Genomic DNA, 18611 nt, shown 5'->3' on the forward strand with positions numbered 1-18611 from the left:
GGGCGAGGGGCGCGGGGGCTGTGATACTCCCCTGGCCAATCCCCGCCATGCCTCGCGCTTCCCGCAGTGCTTCTCGATTCACCCTGTTCGCCGAGGCGGCGCTGGCGGCGCTCGTCGTGGTGTGTCCGCTGGCGTTGGGCGGCGCCGCGGGGTGGCTGCTGGGGCCGCTGGTGCTGTTGTCCGGCGCCGCGGCGGTGCTGGCGGCGATAGGGGCGAAGCGGCAGGGTCAGTCGCTGCGCGTTCCGCTGCTGGCGGTGCCCCTGGCCATGGGGGCGGGCCTGTGCGCGGTGCAACTGGTGCCGCTGCCGGACGGTGTGCTGCGCCTGCTGAGTCCGGAGGCGGCCGCGCTGCGGGAGTTCGCGCTGGTGCCGCTGGGGCTGGAGCGGGCGCGGCCGGTGTCGTTGGACCCGTCCGCCACCTGGCGCGAGCTGGCGAAGCACCTGGCCTACCTGCTGGCCTTCCTGGCGACGGTGCAGGTGAGCCGCTCGCGCGGCAGCCGGGAGCGGTTGCTGGCGGCGGTGGTCTTCACGGGCGCGGGCCTCACGGTGGTGGGGCTGGGCCATGCGTTGCTGGGCGTGAAGTCCCTCTTCGGGCTGATGCACTGGATGCACGCGCGGCCCACGCTGGTGACGCCCTTTGGCAACCCGAACCACCTGGCCGGCTTCCTCGCGCTGGCGTCCACGCTGGGCGTGGGGCTGGCGCTGACGCGCGGGCCGCGGTCGCGGGCGTTGTCGTATGCGCTGGCGGCGGGCGTGTCGGGGCTGGGCGTGGTGCTGTCGCTGTCGCGCGGAGGCATTGCCTTCTTCGCCTTCGGACAGGCGCTGCTGGCGCTGTTCCTGCTCCGCAATCGCCGCGCGTCCGGTGAAGGGGCGCCCCCGGTATGGGCCCGGAGCGCCGCGGCGCTCCTGGGGCTGCTGGGCGTGCTGATGGTGGGGGCATACGCTGCGGCGGACGGCCTGTGGGCGGAGGCGCGCACCGCGGACAGCGTGGAGAAGCTGCGCCAGTCCAAGGTGGCGCTATGGCCCATGCTGGCGGACGCCGCGCGGGCGTTTCCCGTGCTGGGCATGGGGCGCGGCGCCTTCGAGGCCGCGTTTCCGCGCTACCAGTCGGAGCCCAATCCCAACACCTTCACGCACCCGGAGAACGCGGTGTTGCAGGTCGCGGCGGAGCTGGGCGCGCTGGGGCTGGTGCTGCTGGCGGTGGCCGTCTGGGGCTTCTTGCGGCTGCTGCGCCGTGAGGGGCTGGAGACGGTGGACCTGGCGGCGCTCGCGGGCGTGGCGGCGCTGGCGCTGCACGACCTCTTCGACTTCAGCTTGGAATTGCCCGCGTGCGCGGTGGCGGCGTTGGTGGCGCTGGGCGCGGTGGCGCGTCCCCGGGAGCGGGCCGTCGAGGAGAAGGCGTGGTGCGCGCGCCCCTCGGGCGGGGTGCTGGGGACGGGGCTGGCGCTCACGGCGGTGGCGCTGGTGGCGCTGGTGCCCGGCCGTCAACGCCTGGGCGACGCGGAGGCGGAGCTGGCGCGGCTCGTCACGTCGGGGGCATCCGCGCGGGAGGTCCACGCGCGGGGACTGGCCCTGGTGGACCGGCACCCCTCGGACTACCTGTTGTATCGGCTGGTGGCGTCGGCGCACGCGGCGCGAGGGCCTGAGGGGGCAGGGGAGGCGCTGGCCCTGGTCAACCGGGCGCTGTACCTGGCGCCGTTGGATGCCAGCTCCCACCGGGTGGCGGCGCGGGCGCTGCTGGCGTTGGGCCGGAGCGCCCAGGGCTTCCTGGAGTACCGGCTGGCGCACGAGGCCGGGGATGCCACGGTGCTGCTGGGCGAGGCCCTGCCCCAAGCGGAGACCCTGGCCTCACTCACGGTGCTGACGCCGCGGTCGCCGGCGACCGCGGTGCGGCTGCTGGATGCGCTGGCCAACACGCCGGGGCGCCTGGCGCTGGCGCTGGACTACTCGGGCTGGGCGCGGGAGCACTTCGCGGGTCAGCCGGAAGCCGCGTCGCTGTGGGCGCGCGAGGCCCGGTTGCGAATCCTGCGAGGGGACCTGGAGGCGGCGGAGGTCGCGCGGGCGCAGATGGAGCGCCTGGCGCCGGACGCGCTGGACACGCACCTGCTGCGCGCGGAAGTGCTGCGGGCGCAGGGGAAGCGGGAGGAGGCCCTGCGTGCGTTGGAGCAACTGTTGGCGCGCTTCCCGGGCAACGTGGCGCTGTCCTTCCAGTTGGCGGCGCAGCAACTGGACGCGGGGCTGACGCGGCGGGCGAAGGACACGCTCCAGGCGCTGGCGCCCTTCATCACGGACTACGCCCAGCGCGCGCGGTTGCTGGCGATGGAAGCGGCGTGCCTGGAGCGCGAGGGGTTGCTCTCCCACGCACTGGAGCGGCGGCAGACGGCGGCCCGGCTCGCGCCTGGCGCGGATGCGTTCTTCGCGGTGGCGCGGACCCAGGAGGCGCTGCGTCGCTATGACGCGGCGGCGCGTTCGGTCCACGAGGGCATGCGGCATCTTCCCGCGGGCGCGCGGGCCGAGGCACTGGCGTGGGTGTCTCGGCTGGAAGGCGCGGAGCGCGAGCGCGTGGATTCGCGGCGCAAGACGCTGTCGGAGGACCCGCGCGAGGCGGAGCTGGAGTCCCTGCTGCGTGGCCCGGATGTGGATGGCGAGGCTCGGGACGCGCGTTAGGCGCCCGGGCCTCGCTCCGGTTCAGACGTGGGCGTGCGCCTCCTCAGGGGGGCGGCTGGGCGCGCCGGTGTTGTGGATGGCCTGGAGTTGCTGCTCCTTCTCGATGAAGGAGGCCACCAGGGGCCACTCCAAGGTGGCGAAGTCCTGGAAGCGCAGTTCGAGCGACTCCTCGTGGGAGCCCGCGCGGAAGAGCAGCCGTTCCGCCAGACTGAGGGATTCATCCACGGCGACAGGCAGGCCGTAGAGCTCACCAAAGGGGGGCTCCGCGCCCACCTCGCAGTCGGGAAAGTGGCCGGAGAATTCCGGCTCGGTCGCGAGGCGGACGTGCCGGGCACCCAGCATGTCTCGGACCTGGTTCAAATCGACGGTGCCCGCCGCGGGGACGACGACAATCCATGGCTGCCGGTCCGCCATCACGATGACGGACTTGGCCACGCGCCAGCCGGAGACGTGCAGCGACTCGGCCACTTCTTGAGCGCTGACGGCACGCGGGTGCCAGTACCGCTCGAAACGCACCCCGTTGCGGCGCAGATAGTGCTGTATCGCTTCGGGAATCATGGGGAATCTCACCTCCTCTAGAAAGAAGGTGATGACCGCCAGCGCGTCCGACCACGGGTGCCTGCCACACTCGGGCTTGCAGCCGACCACGGAGCGCCCGTCCGCCCGTCCGTAGGGCGGGCGAGCGTTCGGATAGGCTGAGCCGCCATGAACGGGTTGCTACGGCTCCTGACGCTTTGCTGCCTCCTTCTGGGCTCGCTCGCGTGCAGTACGGCGTCCTCTCCCGTGATGCGTGAGTGGGAAGCCGCGAAGTGGCAAGCGGATGTCGAAGGGTGCAGCGCATCGAGCGAGCCGCGCTGCCTCGTCCTGGTTTGTGATGAAGGTGATTGCGGCCTCTTCCGGTGCGAGGACGTGGCGGACGACGTCGTAACGCATGCACCGAGGGTAGGGGCGGTCGAGAAGGCGACGGGCAGCCCCGCTTTCCGTGGGACGGGCACCTACCGAAACTGGTGGCAGCGCCGTACAGGGATTCGAGGGGACGCACGGCCTCTCGCGCTGGCTCCGCTGGCGCGGCGCTCTCCCGTCTTCATCCCCGCGATACCCCGACCGCAGGGCAAGCTCATCAAACATCACCTCTTTCCGCAGGAACCCCGGCTCGCGGCGTGGTTTCGAGCGGCGGGTATCGACATCCACCAGTTCACCCTGGTCGTCCCCGAGCACGTTCACCGGCAGATTCACAGCGGGAAGGGCATGGGGCCGGGAGGAGCGTGGAACAACGCATGGCGCCAGTTCGTGGTGGCCAATCCCCGGCCCCCATCGCGGGATGTCATCATGCGGCACGCGGTCGAACTCGCCTTTCGTTTCGAGCTATCCGGCCCGGTCGTGCTCTACAACATGCCCATTGCCCCCGGAATGCGTGGGCCTCGGATAGAAGCCTTATGAAGGCGATTCTCAGGAGAAGGAGCGCGAGGGCGTGAGGTTCTACCGAGTCGAAGCGAGCACGACGTCACGCTTCACGGGAAACCTGAGTCGCGCCGCGCACAAGTGGGGCCTCCCAGGCGTGGAGCCCTGCACGGAGTGTGGGGTGGGCGGCGGCTGGGCGGGCTTGCAGTATCCGTGTGTCGACCTGTCGAGCTTCTCGAAGGCTGAGCTGAAGCCGTTCTCCGACCCCTGGCCCGTCCCCTTCGAGGTCTTTGCCCAACTGCGCGAGCGTGTCAGGCCCCTGGCGCCCGAGGGCGCGGTCCTGGAGCCCGGAACCCGGCTCGGCCCCCTGACAGGCGCGGCGACAGGGGCATTCGGGCAGCTCGCATTGCAGGACTGGACGCTCGTCATTCGCGACGAAGCGCTGGAGGCGTTGCAGGGCGAAGGCGTCCGGGGACTCACCGGGTGTCGTCTCGACGTGACCTTCCGAGGGAAGAACCCTCCGGTGCTCCGCGAGTTGCAACTGGCGCTTCATGGCCGGCTGCATCCCGACTGCTTCGTGCATCCCCGTGCGCCCACCTGCGCGAAGTGCGGAAGCGAGGCCAGTGAGCGCCTGCCAGATACATACTGGCTCGCTCGGGAGACGCTGCCCGTCGAGGTGGATCTGTTCCGGTTGAGGGATTACCCCACCCTCGTCATCGCGACCGAACGCATGGCGGTCGCGGCAGACCGGCTGAAGCTGGAGGGCGTCACCTTCCAGCCTCTGGACGCGCGCTGAGCCGGACGCTCAGCGGCCGTTGTGCGCCTCAGCGTTGGAAGTCGTAGACGCTGCCCAGGTTGAGAATGCGGGTCAGCTCATCCAGCGCGGTCATCGTCTCCCGGGCCAGCTGCGGGTCCTGCAGGTCCTTGGGGCGCAGCACCTCGCGGTAGTGCCGCCGCACCCAGCCGGCCAGCGAGTCATGCAGCGCGGGCGTGTAGAAGACGTCCGCCTTGATGGCCCCGCGCTCCTCGTCCGTGAGCCACACCCGCTGGCGCAGGCAGGCCGGTCCGCCGCCGTTGTTCATCGACTGGCGCACGTCCAGGTAGTGCACGGCCTTCACCGGCGTGTCCTCGGCCACCACGCGCTCCAGGAACTGCCGCGCCGCGGGCGTCTCCCGGCTCTCCACCGGCGCCACAATCGCCATGGTGCCGTCCGGCAGCGTCAGCACCTGCGAGTTGAACGGGTACGCCTTCACCGCGTCCTTCGCCGGCAGCTCCGCATTCGTGGCCACCACCGCGCGGAAGTCCTGGCCCAGCTTCTCGCGCAGCACCGCCAGCAGCCCCGCGTGGTCCACGAAGGCCAGCTCGTGCAGCATCAGGAACCGCTCGTTGCCCACCGCCAGCACGTCCGTGTGGAAGGCCCCCGCGTCGATGCCCTCGGGGTGCTGCTGCGGGAAGAGCACCGACTTCGCGTCCAACTGGTGCAGCCGCGCCAGCGCCTGGCTGGCCTCCAGCGTCTGCCGCGCGGGGAAGCGGCTGGGCCCCTGTACGTCCTGCCACGCGCTGCGGCCCCAGGCGAGCAGATGGACGCCCGCGTGCCCGGGCGTGACGAGCCGCGTGTGGTTGGCCGCGCCCTCGTCCGCGAAGTGCCCGCTGCCCGGCAGCGGCGCGTGCACCGCGAAGTACTTCTCATTGGAGAAGATGGCGCGCAGCACCGAGTGCGTCGTCTCCGCCTCGATGGCCCGGTGGTACATCTGCGACAGGTTGGCCGGCGTCAGGTGCACCCGGCCATCCGCCGTGTCCGTGCTGGGCGCCACCGTGGCCGCGTTGGCCGTCCACATGGAGGACGCGCTGGACGTCAGGCGCAGCAGGTGCTCGGCCTCGCGCGCGGCCCGGGTGATGACCTCCTCGTCCGAGCCCGTGAAGCCCAGCGCCCTCAGCGCGTGCAGGGACGGGCGCGGCTGGGGCGGCAGCACGGCCTGTCCCACCCCCAGGGCGGACACGAAGCGCATCTTTTCCAGCCCCTGGAGGGCCGCGTCCCGGGGGTGGCTGGGTTCACCGACATGGCTCTGAGACGCCAGGTTGCCGGGCGAGAGACCGCCGTAATTGTGGGTGGGCCCAACGAGCCCGTCGAAGTTGTATTCGCGCATGGGATATTGAACGCCTCGTGGAGCGTCCACCCTTAGCAAAGCGCCTCAAGCGTTTCCTCCGCTACGTGCTCATCCGTGGCGTCCTGTTGCTCCTTCAACCTCTGCCCCTGGGGGTCGCCCGGAGCCTGGGGGCGCGTCTGGGCGCCCTGGCCTACACCCTGGCCGGAGGGGAGCGCCGCAAGGCCCTCAAGTCCCTTTCCGTGGCCTTCCCGGAAAAGTCGGACGCGGACCGGCAGGCGCTGGCCCGCGACGCGTTCCGCCACCTGGCCGCCGCCGCGCTGGAGGTGGCCTGCACGGGCGCCCTGGACGAGGCCCTGGAGCGCCTGGTCGCCTGGCCGGACGCCGACCGGCAGGTGCTGGAGACGGCCCTGGCCCGGGGGCGCGGCGTCGTCTTCGTGTCCGGGCACGTCGGGAACTGGGAGCTGCTCGCCCGCCGCGTGGCGCGCGCCGGATACCCCAGCCAGAGCATCGCCAAGGAGACCACCGACCCCCGGCTGACGGAGCTGGTGGGCCAGTTCCGGGCCCGCGGCGGGGTGCGGAGCATCTGGCGCGGCCAGGACGGCGCTGCCCGGGCCATGCTGCGCGCCCTGCGCAACGGCGAAATCCTGGGCATCCTCATCGACCAGGACACGAAGGTGCAGTCCCTCTTCGTGCCCTTCTTCGGGCAGTTGGCCGCCACCCCGCGCGCCGCCGCGGACCTGGCCATCCGCACGGGCGCGGCGGTGGTGACGGGCTTCTGCCACCGCGAAGGGGCGGGGTACCGCCTGTCCATGGAAGAGGTCCCGGTGCCCCAGGACACGGACCGCGAGGCGGCCGCCCTGGCCCTCACCGCCGCCCTGTCCAGCCGAATCGAAGCCGCCATCCGGCGGACGCCGGAGCAGTGGGTGTGGATGCACCAGCGCTGGAAGACGCGTCCACCGGTGAGCGAGGACGTCCCACTTCCGGAGGCGGCGCCCGCATCCGCCGGGTGATAAGGAAGCCCTGTGTCTCGCCTGCTCTCCGCCAGCCTCGTCATCCTGGTGTTCGCCCCCGGTTGCAAGCCGGGCTCCGGCGGGGGTGCGTCCGGCGGCCAGCCTCCCCCGGAGGTGGTGCTGCACGGCGCGCGCCTGGAGTCCTTCGAGGGCGACCGGCTCATCCGCTCCGGCACGGCCCGGCAGGTGTCCTACCAGCGCACCACCGGCGAGGTGTGGGCCACGGACGCCACCATCCGGATTCCACCGGGCTCCTCTTCCCAGAAAGCGCCCCCCGGGACGGAGGGCGGCGTGGAGGTGAGCGCCCCGAATATGGAGGGGAGCCTCGCGTCCAAGCAGGTGGTGGCCTCGGGCGGTGTCATCATCCGCACCGGGAAGGGCATGGAGGCCCGCACTCCCCGGTTGACGTACGACGCCACCACGGAGCGGGCGCATGGAAACGAGGGCGTGACGGTGAAGGGACCTGACTATCGGCTGAGGGCGGACCGCTTCGAGCTGTTCTTCCCGGACGAGACGTTCAACTTCGCGGGCTCGGTGGAGTCCGTGCTGGGAGCGCCAGAGTGATTGAGTTCCTCGTGATGGCCTTCTTCGTCGCGCAGCCCGCGCCCGCGGTCGCCGCCACCCCCGCGCAGGGCACGCCTCCCGCCGCCGTGGGGGGGGCTGCCCCCACCGCTGGGACGGGGACCCGCGCCCCGGGCCCCCTGGGCGGCAAGGAGCTGACGGAGCCCGTTCAAATCAACGGCGACCACGTCACCTTCCAGAAGTCCCAGGCCACCCTCACCGGCAACGTGAAGGTGAAGCACCGCACGCTCGACCTGAAGTGCGACCGGATGACGGCCAACTACACCCCTCAACGCGAGGTGACGCGGGTGGTGTGCACCGGCGGGGTGCATGCCGTAGACGGCGACCGCATGGCCAAGGGCGAGCGCGCCGAATACGACGTGCCCAGCGGCGTGCTGGTGGTGACGGGCTCGCCCGAGGCCCACCAGGGCACCACGCACATGCGCGGGACGAAGGTCCGGCTGACGCTGGGCAACGAGCGGCTGGAGGTGGAGAACGCCGTCATCGTCTTCGAATCGCTGCCCTCCAACCCCACCCCGGCCAGGCGCAAGGGGCGGCAGTCAGCGCCCCGTCCGGCCCCGTCCTCCGGGACGGCCCCCTCCGCCCAGGGAGGCTCGGCTCGATGAGCGCGAGGCTGATCGCCGAGGGCCTGGAGAAGAGTTTCCGCGGCCGCAAGAAGGTGGTGGCCGGCGTGTCCTTCAGCGTGGCCCCCGGGGAAGTGGTGGGCCTGCTGGGGCCCAACGGCGCGGGGAAGACGACCAGCTTCAACATGGTGGTGGGGTTGGTGTCTCCGGATGCGGGACGCGTGCGCATTGGCGACGAGGACCTCACGCACCTGCCCATGCACCGCCGCGCTCGCCGGGGCGTGGGCTACCTGCCCCAGGAAGCCTCCGTCTTCCGCAAGCTCACGGTGCGCGACAACTTCCTGGCCGTGCTGGAGCTCCAGAAGGACCTGGACGCCAAGGCCCGCGAGCAGCGCGCCGACACCCTCCTGGACGAGTTCGGCCTCACCCACGTCGGGGAGTCCCTGGGGGGAGACCTTTCGGGCGGTGAGCGCCGGCGCGCCGAGATTGCCCGCAGCCTCATCCCCCAGCCCCGCTTCATCCTCTTCGACGAGCCCTTCGCCGGCGTGGACCCCATCAACGTGGGCGACCTCCAGCGGCAGATCTTCCTCCTCCGCGAACGCGGGCTGGGTGTCCTCATCACCGACCACAACGTCCAGGACACCCTGGGTATCTGTGATCGTGCGTACATCATCGCACAGGGGCAAATCCTGGAAGAGGGCACCCCGGCGGAGATCGCCGCGTCCCCCAAGGCCCGCGCCGTCTACCTGGGGGAACGGTTCCGCCTCCAACAAGCGCTCTGAGCACGGCTGGCCACCTGTCAGAGGAGTGCTTAGAATGGGTTGGCCCCGCTTTTGCGTCGACCTGTCAACGTGCATGTGACACACTGAGTGGTCTTAAGCCCCTGGATTCCTTGTGGAATTCTGAGCATGCAAGCAAGGGACCCGCGTTTCGGGGCTAGACGAAGTCAGGGCTCCTTGTTACGTTGGCACGGTCTTTGATGGTGGTCCTCTGTCTAGAGGGACCGAATCAACCCGGGAGACCCCGTCTCATGGCGATGGAACTGAAACAAAGCCTGAAGCTTGCCCAGCAGCTGGTGATGACGCCGCAGCTGCAGCAAGCCATCAAGCTCCTCCAACTGTCTCGCATGGAGCTGCTCGAGCAGGTCCGCGAGGAGATGGAGCAGAACCCGCTGCTGGAGCAACCCGACGAGCAAGCGCCGGGAGATGTGGGAGACAAGGAACCCGGGGAAGCCTCCCTTGAAGCAGACAACATGGAGCTGCCGCGGGACGTGGACCTGCCCGCGGCCACCAGCGACACCGCCACGGAGTTCAAGGCGGACGGGGAGGGCCCCCCGGAAATCGACTGGGAGCAGTACCTCAACAGCTACCAGTTCAATGAGCCCACCACGGCCTCCAACAAGGGCAACGTGGCCACGGACGACATGCCGTCGTTCGAGGCCAACCTCGTCAAGAAGGCGGACCTGGTCGACCACATCCAGGAGCAGCTGGGCACGCTGCGCCTGAATGACGCCGAGCGCCGCATCGCCATGCTCATCCTGGGCAACCTGGATGACGACGGCTACCTCAAGCTGCCGGAGGTGGACGGGGATCCGCTCATCCGCCTGGCCAACGAGGCGGACGTGCCCATGCACGTCGCGGAGCGCACGCTGCGGCGCATCCAGATGCTGGACCCGCGCGGCTGCGGCGCCCGTGACTTGCAGGAGTGCCTGCTCATCCAGCTCCAGGGCATCCGGGAGCCGCACGCGCCGCTGTTGGGCCTCATCATCAAGCGGCACATGAAGTACCTGGAGAGCAAGAATCTGCCCGCCATCGCCAAGGACCTGAAGGTCACCTTGGAAGAGGTGGTGGGGGCGGTGCGGCTGCTCCCGAAGCTGGACCCGAAGCCGGGCCGCAACTTCAGCGGGGACGACGCGCAGTACATCTCCCCCGACGTGTTCGTCTACAAGATGGGGGACGACTACACGGTGGTGCTCAACGATGACGGCCTGTCCAAGCTGCGCATCTCCGGCACCTACCGGAACGCGCTGAAGACGGGCGCGGTGGGCCCGGGCCAGACGAAGGACTTCATCCAGGACAAGCTGCGCAGCGCGATGTGGCTCATCCGCTCCATCCACCAGCGGCAGCGGACCATCTACAAGGTCACCGAGAGCATCGTGAAGTTCCAGCGGGACTTCCTGGACAAGGGCATTGCCCACCTCAAGCCGCTCATCCTCCGGGACGTGGCCGAGGACATCGGCATGCACGAGTCCACGGTGAGCCGCGTCACCACCAGCAAGTACGTGCACACGCCGCAGGGCATCTTCGAGCTGAAGTACTTCTTCAACTCGTCCATCGCCCGCGTCTCCGGTGAGGACACCGCGAGCGAGGCGGTGAAGCACCACATCAAGCAGCTGGTGGCGCAGGAAGACGCCCGCAACCCGTACTCGGACCAGAAAATCGTCGAGCTGCTGCGCTCGCAGGGCACCGAGATTGCCCGCCGCACGGTGGCCAAGTACCGCGAGGTGCTGGGCATCCTCCCCAGCAGCAAGCGCAAGCGGTACTACTGAAGTCACGGCTGTTCTGGAGTCACGGCTGTTCGGGCGCGCCGCTTGTCGACGGCGCGCCCGGGTGGGCAGAGTGGGCGCTCCATGAGCGCCACCCTCCCTCCCGGCTCCGCCGTGCACCGGCGTGACTGCGTCCCCCTCGTCGTTCCGCCCGTCACGCTCGAAGGGCACGACGTCCGCCTGGAGCCGCTGCGCATGGCGCATGCGCCGGCCCTGGCCGCGCTGTGCGAGGACGACATCTTCACCTGGTTCTCGAGCGTGCTGCGGACCGAAGCGGACGTCGCGGCCTTCATCGACAGCGCCTGCCAGGCGGCCGAGCGAGGGAGCGAGCGCCCCTTCGTCATCATCGAGCGGCGGACGGGCGCGCCGGTGGGCACCACGCGCTTCCTCGAAATCCAGCGCGACCACCGGACGCTGGAGATTGGCTACACGTGGCTGGGCCGCCGCGTGTGGCGCACGCGCATCAACACGGAGTGCAAGTACCTGCTGCTGCGGCACGCCTTCGAGTCGCTCGGCGTCATGCGGGTGCAGTTCAAGACGGACCAGCACAACGCGCGTTCGCGGGTGGCCATCGAGCGGCTGGGCGCTCGCTTCGAGGGGGTGCTGCGCCACCACAAGCTGGTGCGCGGCGGTGTGGTGCGTGACAGCGCGTACTACAGCGTCGTCGACACGGAGTGGCCGGAAGTGAAGGTTCGGTTGGAAGGGCTGCTCGCGGACGGCGGGGTGCGGGTATAGGGTGCGGCGCCGCATGAATCCCATTCTTCGTCGCAACCTTCTTCGCATCCCGGCGGGGGCCTTCGTCGCGGTGGGCCTGTTGTCGGGTTGTGGCAGCAGCCTCACTTCGGAAGCCGTGGACCTGGCGGGACTCTCTGACCGGACGCTGACGTTGTCCCAGTCGGACGTGGACATCTTCGAGGGCGTGGACGAGCCGGGCGCCCACCGCGTCACCGTCACCTTCTCGCAAGCGGTGGAAGGGGACCGGTGCACCGAGCTTCGCGAGGGCGTCACGGCCACCTTCAACGGCCAGCCCATGGCACTGGAGCGGGGCGGGGTGGACGGCACCGCGGGCCGCGACGTGTGCGTGCCCACGCGGGCCTACTACGACTTCGACCCCAACGTCTGGGTGCGGGAGCCCATGGAGGACGCCCGCATCGTCCTCCAGGACGGGACGCACACCATCACCCTGGTGATGAAGAACGGGAAGGCCAAGCGCCTCTTCTCCTTCCAGGGCCCCGGCGCCGAGGACCGGCTCACGCGCGGCCAGGAGTATTCGTTCCGGTGGCTGCCCGAGGGCGAGGTCCCCAGCCGCGCCGCGGCCACCCTGCTGCGCGAGGGAGGGAGCGCCACGGCCACCATCCCCACGGAGCAGGAAGAGGCGGTCGTCCGCTTCACCCTGTTGCCGACGACGCCTGTCGCCGCCCACCTGCTCACGCTGAGCGCGACCGCGCCCGGCGAGGTGCTGGAGTGCACGGGCGTCGCCACGTGCGAGGCGACGGTGTTCCACTCCGAGGAGCGGGTCGTCAACGTGCAGTGAGGGGCTGGGGCGCTCATCAACACCAGCTCCAATGCGTCCCGCTACGTCAACGCGGAGGTGCTGGGCGTGACGGGCGGGCGGCTGCTCGCGTGAGCTGACGCGGCGCGTGATGTCACCGGACGCGTCCTGGCATGGTTCCAAACAGGGGCCATTGCCAGTGACGCGAGGTGCAGGCGGGATGTCCTGCCTCGGACGGGTGGTGTGTCCGGGAACAGGCAACCTGGTGGGGTGGGTTGCTTTCCAGGGCTGGGAAAGTTTCAGATCCGTCACGGAGCTCACCTCTCACCCTAGGAGGCAGCCACGCATGCAGTTCAACATCACCTTCCGTCAGTTCGGAGCGTCCGATTCCCTCAAGGAGTACGCACGCGAGAAGGTCGAAAGGGTGAACCGGTTGCTGGACCGAGCCGGCGAGGCCCATGTGGTTCTGTCGTTGGAACGCCACCTCCACCATGCGGACATCACCATCCACTCCGGCGCGTGGGTCCTTCGGGGCCGCGACAAGAGCGATGACATGTACGCGTCCATCGACCTGGCGATGGACAAGATCGAGCGCCAGCTGCGGCGCTACCGTGACAAGCTGAAGTCGCACCATGGCCGTGAGCGCGTCCACCACCGGCATGATTTGGTGGAGCAGCTCCGGGTCCGCCACGCCGTGTTCGAGCTCCCGGACGTGGAAACGCTGACGTCGCTGGCCGAAGCCTCCGCGAGTGAAGATGCGCCGAAACCCGCCGCCGTCGTGCCCGCGCAGCCCGCGGCCTCGTCGCAGGCGGCGCGCGAGGTGCGTGCCACCCACCTCACCGTCAAGCCGCTCACCGTGGATGATGCGGTGATGCAGATGAACCTGATGGACAACGACTTCTACGTCTTCCACAACGTGGCGTCGGAGTCGCTGTGCATCGTCTACCGGCGCAAGGATGGCCAGTACGGCCTCATCGAGCCGCACGCCCCGGCGATCGCCGCCACGGGGACCTGAGCCGTCGCTGACCGCTGACCTTCCGCGCGCCGTCACCCGGTGAAGTGGGGTGACGGCGTGTGACGCTGATTCGAATGCCTCCGCGTGCAGGAGGGCGTCGGGGCGGGTGCCCGTGGGGCCCCGCGCCCACGTCCCGCCGCGGGGCGGTCCACCAGGCCGCTCCCGAAGAGGGCCTGGACGCGGGTGGGGGCCACCCCGGCGAGCATGCGCCGGTCGCCCTCGACGCGATGTCGATGACAGTCGACAGGAACAGACGCTTCATGGGAAGTCCCTACCGCCCGTGGGACGGGTTTCCCTTTCGCGTCATGATGCGCATTGAGCGCGGCGAGCGCGCGTCCAGACAGGCCACCCTTGCGCTAAAGAGGGGTGAAGAGTAATTGCCGCCAACCAGGAGCGCCAGCGCGGGAGCGTCAGTGAGAATCGCCGAGTTCCTCAGCCCCCAAGCCGTCATCGCCGACATGCAGTCGCGGACGAAGCCTGAAGTCCTGCGAGAACTGAGTGCCACGCTGGTGCGCGCCCATCCGCTGCTGACCGCGGACCGGCTGGTGGAGGTGCTGCGCGAGCGCGAGAAGCTTGGCAGCACGGGCATCGGCGAGGGTGTGGCCATCCCCCACGGCAAGCTGCCGGGCATGGGGCAGCTCCAGGCCGCCTTCGGCGTGTCGCGCGCGGGCGTGGACTTCGAGGCCATTGACGGCAAGCCCACCCACCTGTTCTTCGCCCTGGTGGCGCCGGAGAACAGCGCGGGGGTCCACCTCAAGGCCCTGGCCCGCATCTCCCGTCTCTTCAAGAACCCGCGTTTCCGGGCCGCCATCCTCGAGGCGCCCACGGCCGCGGACATCCACGCGCTCATCGTCCAGGAAGACGCACGGCCTTGAGTGGGCGTGCGGTCCGGGGGGAACATCCGCACCATGGACGTCGTCCTGAGACCCATCAGCGACCGCTTCTTCCACGAACACCTGCTGCCCTTCTTCGAGCGGGCCATGGGGGATGCCCCCGGCGCGCTGGAGTCCCTGCAGGAGCAGCTGGGGGACGGTCAGGCGCGCATGCTCTGCGAGCGGATGCTCTCCACGGCGCTGCCCGGCGGCGTGGGCTCCGTGGACGCGGACCCCTGGGCGGACCTGGTGGACCGGCTCGTCTTCCTGCACTGGACAGAAGGCCCCGCGGGCTGGGAGGTCGGTGCGGCGGAGGCGGGCTACGCGGACGGCTGGGACGAGGCCCTGCACCTGGCGCTGATGGTGGAGGAGGCGGACTATCCCTACTGGGACGCGCGGGGCTCGCGCGACGTCAGGGACCGCTTCCGCTTCCGGCCGCGTGAGGACGTGGGCCTGGCCTCGCTGCTGGCTGGCCTGTGGGAGCCCTTCCCGGAGTTCCCGCCGGACCAGGTGTTCACCACCCAGGGCCGGGGCGAGTACTCCCCCGGGGCGCGCTACGCCTTCGCGGACTGGGCCTGGCGCCCGGCGAAGAAGGTGGCGCACTGGCAGGTGAACCTGCCGCGCAAGCTGGAGCGGCTCCTGACCCGCGAGCAGGCGCGGATGAAGCTGCCGTCGCTGCCGGAGAAGGAGGAGGTGCTGGCGTACTGGCTGGGCAAGCAGCCGCAGCCGCCGCCGCTCACGGTGGCCTTCTCCGGCCTGGGGCCCCGCGCGGCCAACTGGATTCGCGAGCTGGGCGCGCTCACCGCGCACCTTCGCGGCGCGGCGCTGGCGAAGCAGGGGCTGGCGGCGCTGGTGACGAAGGGCTCCGGCGTCCGAATCTAGCCTTTGGGCGCGGCCGGCCCGGGGCTCTCCAGCAGCAGCGTGACGGGGCCGTCGTTGACGAGCGCCACCTTCATGTCCGCGGCGAAGATGCCGGTGCCCACGCTCAGGCCGCGCTGGCGCAGCAGCTCACAGGTGCGCTCATAGAGGGCCTTGGCGCTCACGGGCTCCATCGCGTCGATGAAGCTGGGCCTGCGCCCCTTGCGCGCGTCGCCGTAGAGCGTGAACTGGCTGACGACGATGAGCTGCCGGGACGTCTCCTCCAGCGACAGGTTCATCTTCCCCGCGGCGTCCTCGAAGATGCGCAGCGTGGCCAGCTTCTCCACCATCCACGCCACGTCCGCCTCCGCGTCGCCCTTGCCCACGCCCAGCAGCACCAGCAGGCCCGGGCCGATGTCGCTCACGCGCTGGCCCTCCACCGTCACTGACGCCTCCAGCACGCGCTGCACCACCGCTCTCATCGAAGTCACCTCGTGGACAAGCGTGTCTGACCGGGGGCTCGCGTCAGTCACGCCGTTACAGTTGGAATGTCAGGTTTCTGCCTGCTGGAAGAGCGAGCGCCCAGACGTGGACTCACGCAGCCACTCACCCTTGCCCGTCTTTTGCCCCGTTCCGCATAATGGCACCTGACTTCCCCGGAGAGAGTGTGCAGGTCCATCGAGCCAGCTCCATCTTGGCCGCGTCGGCCATTATTTTCCTGTCGCTTTCTCACGCAGCGCACGCCGCGCCCGCTCCAGCGGAGAAGCGCGCGGACCGCGAGGCCCTCAAGTCCGCGCTGCTGCAGGTCCTCCAGCGCGCGCCACTGAAGGCCAGCCGCATGGGCGTGCTCATGCAGAGCCTGGACGACGGCGCGGTGGTGTTCAGCCACAACGCCGACGAACTGCTCAACCCCGCCTCCAACGTGAAGCTGGTGACGTCCGCCGCCGCGCTCGCGTCGCTGGGGCCGGAGTTCCGCTACGACACCGAGTTCCTGGTGGAGCCGGAGCTGGGCGCGGACGGCAAGGTGAAGACGCTCTACGTGCGCGGCAAGGGCGACCCGTCCATGACGACGGAGCGCCTGTGGGGCATCGTCGCGGAGCTGTGGCACGCCGGCGTGCGCGACGTGGGCGAAATCGTGGTGGATGACTCGTGGTTCGACGCCGAGCGCACGCCGCCCGGCTATGACCAGGAGGACACGGACCGCGCCTACATGGCGCCCACCGGCGCGGTGAGCCTCAACTGGAACGCGGTGGCCATCTACCTGCGGCCCGGCAACGCGCCGGGCGCCAAGGGTGTGGTGGAGATGGAGCCGCCCAGCGACTACTTCGTGGTGGAGAACCAGCTCACCACCGGACCGCGGCGCGCGCGCCGGGTGTCCGTCACGTCGGACCCCGCGGGCCTCCAGCAGAAGATTGTCGTGCGCGGCCAGCTCCCGGGGGAGCGCGGCGGCGCCGTCAGCGTCTGGAAGAAGATCGACAACCCGCCCATGTACTTCGGCCAGTCGCTCAAGCAGATGCTGGTGACGCGCGGCGTGAAGATGAAGGGCAAGGTGAAGCTGGGCAAGACGTCCACCAAGGCCCGCATGCTGCACGTGTCGCAGTCGGACACGTTCGACGTGCTCCTCAAGCGCCTCAACAAGCTGTCCAGCAACTTCGTCGCCGAGCAGCTCCTCAAGACGATGGGTGCCGAACTGCGCGGCGCGCCGGGCTCCTTCACCAAGGGCGTGGACGTGGTGGAGCAGTTCCTGGAGCGCGACGTGGGCATCCCCCGCGGCACCTACGTGATGAAGAACGGCAGCGGGCTGAACGACGCCAACCGCTTCTCCGCCACGCAGCTCAACCAACTGCTGCGGCACATGGTGCAGCGCTTCCCCTTCTCGCCGGAGTACCTGTCGTCGGTGCCCATCGCGGGCAAGGACGGCACGCTCAAGTACCGCTTCGAGGGCAGTGACGCGGTGGGCCGGCTGCGCGCCAAGACGGGCACCCTGGAGAGCGTGTCCGCGCTGAGCGGCTACGTGACGAGCGCGGGCGGAGAGCGCTTCACCTTCTCCATCATGGCCAACGACTTCGCAGGCCGCGCCGGTCCCATCGTCGCGGGCCTGGACGCGCTGGGCGCGGCGGTGGCCGCCACCGGCTCCAGCCTGGGGCCGTCCACGGCGGTGGCCGCGCTGGCGGACAGCGGGCGGCCCTCGGGCGCCGTGGACGACGTGGCCGCTCGCATCAAGACGTACCTGGACCTGGGCGCGCAGCGCGACCAGCGCAACATCGGCTTCCTGCGCACCGCGTGGCGCAGCGAGAGAGACCCGGCCGTGCGCGCGGTGCTGGCGGAGAGCCTCTACCAGTCCAACCCGCACGATTACCTGGGCGCGCGCACGCTGCTGGACAGCTATTCGGCCACCGCCGAGGTCTACGGCCGGCTGAAGGACGTGGCGCGGGTGCTGTCCGTGGAGGTGCCGGGCGTCAGCAGCATGGTGGAGCTGGCGGCGGGCGGAAACGCGGAGGCGCTGGCCCGGGTGCTGGAGCTGGCGGGCGCGGCGGGCTCGGACGCCCAGGCCCAGTCGGAGATGGCCGAGGCCCTGGGCGAGGTGGCCCGCACCGCGCCGGAGGAGCTGGTGGTGGCGCTTCGGGCCGCCAGCGCCAGTGACCGGGACGCGTGCACCACGCTGCTGGCGAGGGGGCTGGTGCAGGCGGGGCAGGCGGACCACCCCTTCTGGAAGTCGCTGCGCCGCACGCTGGGCGCTTCGGATCCGCGGCTGGCGTCCTTCGCCAAGGGGCTGGACTCCACGCTGTCGCAGAAGGTGGCGGAGGCCAAGGCCCCGGCGAAGACGCCGGAGGGCTTCACCCCCGTGCAGATGGTGGCGCCCGCGGGCAACGCGCCGGAGTCCTCCACCGCCGACAACCGCCCGGGCGGGTAGGCCGGAATCCGCTGTGTTTCTCGCGAGTTCCCTCCGGCCGGGCCTGCCGCCCCGGCCGGGTGGCGGGCGGGCGTACGGCACCCAGGAAGAAGGCGGCTTTCTGGCTGGGTGTCAGTACCCACTGCTATAGGTGGGAATCAAACCCGGCGGGTGCGTCCGGGGTGTAACCGGTCCTTGGTGGACCGGTTCTCGTGAGAAAGGAATGAAGTCATGGCTGGAGGCGTGAACAAGGTCATCCTCATCGGCAACCTCGGGGCGGACCCGGAGGTCCGGTTCACTCCCGGTGGTCAGGCGGTGGCGAACTTCCGCATTGCCACCAGCGAGAGCTGGGTCGACAAGAATGGCCAGAAGCAGGAGCGGACCGAGTGGCACCGCATCGTCGTCTGGGGAAAGCTCGCGGAGCTCTGCGGCGAGTACCTGAAGAAGGGACGGCAGTGCTACGTCGAGGGCCGCCTGCAGACGCGCGAGTGGACGGACAAGGAGAACCGGAAGAACTACACCACCGAGGTGGTGGCCAACGCCGTGACGTTCCTCGGCGGTGGTGGCCGTGACGCCGGAGACCTGTCTCTTATACACAGCTGAACC

17 protein-coding genes and 1 pseudogene are annotated in these 18611 nt (G+C 70.1%); 15 read left to right on the top strand and 3 right to left on the bottom strand.

Annotation, left to right across the window (positions count from 1 at the left end):
- The first annotated feature begins 47 nt into the window (after positions 1-47).
- Positions 48-2666 carry an O-antigen ligase family protein gene (locus HNV26_RS38850; protein ID WP_171439429.1) on the top strand — a complete coding sequence of 873 codons (2619 nt, stop codon included), beginning with the start codon at positions 48-50 and terminating at the stop codon, positions 2664-2666.
- Positions 2667-2687: 21 nt separating this feature from the next.
- Here the strand turns inward: HNV26_RS38850 and HNV26_RS01360 are convergent, their stop codons facing one another.
- Complete coding sequence (locus HNV26_RS01360) at positions 2688-3224, bottom strand: aminoacyl-tRNA deacylase (RefSeq protein ID WP_171439430.1); 537 nt, start codon at positions 3222-3224, stop codon at positions 2688-2690.
- Between the two features lie 147 nt (positions 3225-3371).
- Here HNV26_RS01360 and sitA6 point away from each other — a divergent pair, with 147 nt between their 5' ends.
- Together sitA6 and sitI6 are read left to right on the top strand one after the other, a co-directional pair.
- Positions 3372-4106, top strand: coding sequence for a SitA6 family polymorphic toxin lipoprotein (gene sitA6 / locus HNV26_RS01365; RefSeq protein ID WP_171439431.1), 735 nt, complete (start codon positions 3372-3374; stop codon positions 4104-4106).
- 31 nt (positions 4107-4137) lie between these two features.
- Positions 4138-4863: a SitI6 family double-CXXCG motif immunity protein gene (sitI6, locus tag HNV26_RS01370; RefSeq protein ID WP_171439432.1), complete on the top strand. Its 726-nt coding sequence runs from the start codon at positions 4138-4140 to the stop codon at positions 4861-4863.
- Positions 4864-4891: 28 nt separating this feature from the next.
- Here sitI6 and astB read toward each other — a convergent pair whose 3' ends face one another.
- Positions 4892-6214: an N-succinylarginine dihydrolase gene (gene astB / locus HNV26_RS01375; RefSeq protein ID WP_171439433.1), complete on the bottom strand. Its 1323-nt coding sequence runs from the start codon at positions 6212-6214 to the stop codon at positions 4892-4894.
- A gap of 17 nt (positions 6215-6231) precedes the next feature.
- Between astB and HNV26_RS01380 the strand changes: the two genes are divergently transcribed.
- The 10 genes from HNV26_RS01380 to HNV26_RS01425 all read left to right on the top strand — a co-directional run bounded on the left by HNV26_RS01380 (position 6232) and on the right by HNV26_RS01425 (position 15136).
- On the top strand, positions 6232-7185 hold the full coding sequence (locus HNV26_RS01380; protein WP_171439434.1) for a lysophospholipid acyltransferase family protein: 954 nt from the start codon (positions 6232-6234) through the stop codon (positions 7183-7185).
- Positions 7186-7197: 12 nt separating this feature from the next.
- The gene (locus HNV26_RS01385; protein WP_171439435.1) at positions 7198-7749 is read left to right on the top strand and encodes a hypothetical protein; all 552 of its coding nucleotides are present in this window, start codon (positions 7198-7200) and stop codon (positions 7747-7749) included.
- Positions 7746-8372, top strand: coding sequence for an LptA/OstA family protein (locus HNV26_RS01390; protein WP_171439436.1), 627 nt, complete (start codon positions 7746-7748; stop codon positions 8370-8372). Before HNV26_RS01385 ends, HNV26_RS01390 begins: the two co-directional genes overlap by 4 nt.
- A complete protein-coding gene (gene lptB / locus HNV26_RS01395) occupies positions 8369-9112 on the top strand; it encodes an LPS export ABC transporter ATP-binding protein (protein WP_140860825.1) in 744 nt (247 codons plus the stop codon). Before HNV26_RS01390 ends, lptB begins: the two co-directional genes overlap by 4 nt.
- A gap of 248 nt (positions 9113-9360) precedes the next feature.
- Positions 9361-10878 (top strand): RNA polymerase factor sigma-54, encoded by a 1518-nt coding sequence (gene rpoN, locus HNV26_RS01400; RefSeq protein WP_171439437.1) that lies wholly within the window; start codon positions 9361-9363, stop codon positions 10876-10878.
- 81 nt (positions 10879-10959) lie between these two features.
- The gene (locus HNV26_RS01405; RefSeq protein WP_171439438.1) at positions 10960-11610 is read left to right on the top strand and encodes a GNAT family N-acetyltransferase; all 651 of its coding nucleotides are present in this window, start codon (positions 10960-10962) and stop codon (positions 11608-11610) included.
- Positions 11611-11623: 13 nt separating this feature from the next.
- Positions 11624-12409 (top strand): hypothetical protein, encoded by a 786-nt coding sequence (locus HNV26_RS01410; protein ID WP_171439439.1) that lies wholly within the window; start codon positions 11624-11626, stop codon positions 12407-12409.
- Positions 12410-12713: 304 nt separating this feature from the next.
- Positions 12714-13382 carry a ribosome hibernation-promoting factor, HPF/YfiA family gene (gene hpf, locus HNV26_RS01415; protein ID WP_090485061.1) on the top strand — a complete coding sequence of 223 codons (669 nt, stop codon included), beginning with the start codon at positions 12714-12716 and terminating at the stop codon, positions 13380-13382.
- 413 nt (positions 13383-13795) lie between these two features.
- Complete coding sequence (locus HNV26_RS01420) at positions 13796-14257, top strand: PTS sugar transporter subunit IIA (RefSeq protein WP_090485059.1); 462 nt, start codon at positions 13796-13798, stop codon at positions 14255-14257.
- 33 nt (positions 14258-14290) lie between these two features.
- Positions 14291-15136 carry a hypothetical protein gene (locus HNV26_RS01425; protein WP_171439440.1) on the top strand — a complete coding sequence of 282 codons (846 nt, stop codon included), beginning with the start codon at positions 14291-14293 and terminating at the stop codon, positions 15134-15136.
- Here HNV26_RS01425 and dtd read toward each other — a convergent pair.
- Entirely contained in the window at positions 15133-15594 is a 462-nt protein-coding gene (dtd, locus tag HNV26_RS01430) for a D-aminoacyl-tRNA deacylase (protein WP_140860836.1), read from the bottom strand. The genes HNV26_RS01425 and dtd overlap by 4 nt on opposite strands.
- A gap of 185 nt (positions 15595-15779) precedes the next feature.
- Between dtd and dacB the strand changes: the two genes are divergently transcribed.
- Complete coding sequence (gene dacB / locus HNV26_RS01435; protein ID WP_171439441.1) at positions 15780-18026, top strand: D-alanyl-D-alanine carboxypeptidase/D-alanyl-D-alanine endopeptidase; 2247 nt, start codon at positions 15780-15782, stop codon at positions 18024-18026.
- A 210-nt stretch (positions 18027-18236) separates the two neighbouring features.
- Positions 18237-18587 (top strand): annotated as a pseudogene (locus HNV26_RS01440) (single-stranded DNA-binding protein); the annotation flags it as partial.
- Positions 18588-18611: the final 24 nt, after the last annotated feature.

Origin of the sequence: Myxococcus xanthus (genome assembly GCF_013116825.1) — a bacterium.
In the GTDB taxonomy this organism is placed as follows: Bacteria; Myxococcota; Myxococcia; order Myxococcales; family Myxococcaceae; genus Myxococcus; species Myxococcus xanthus_B.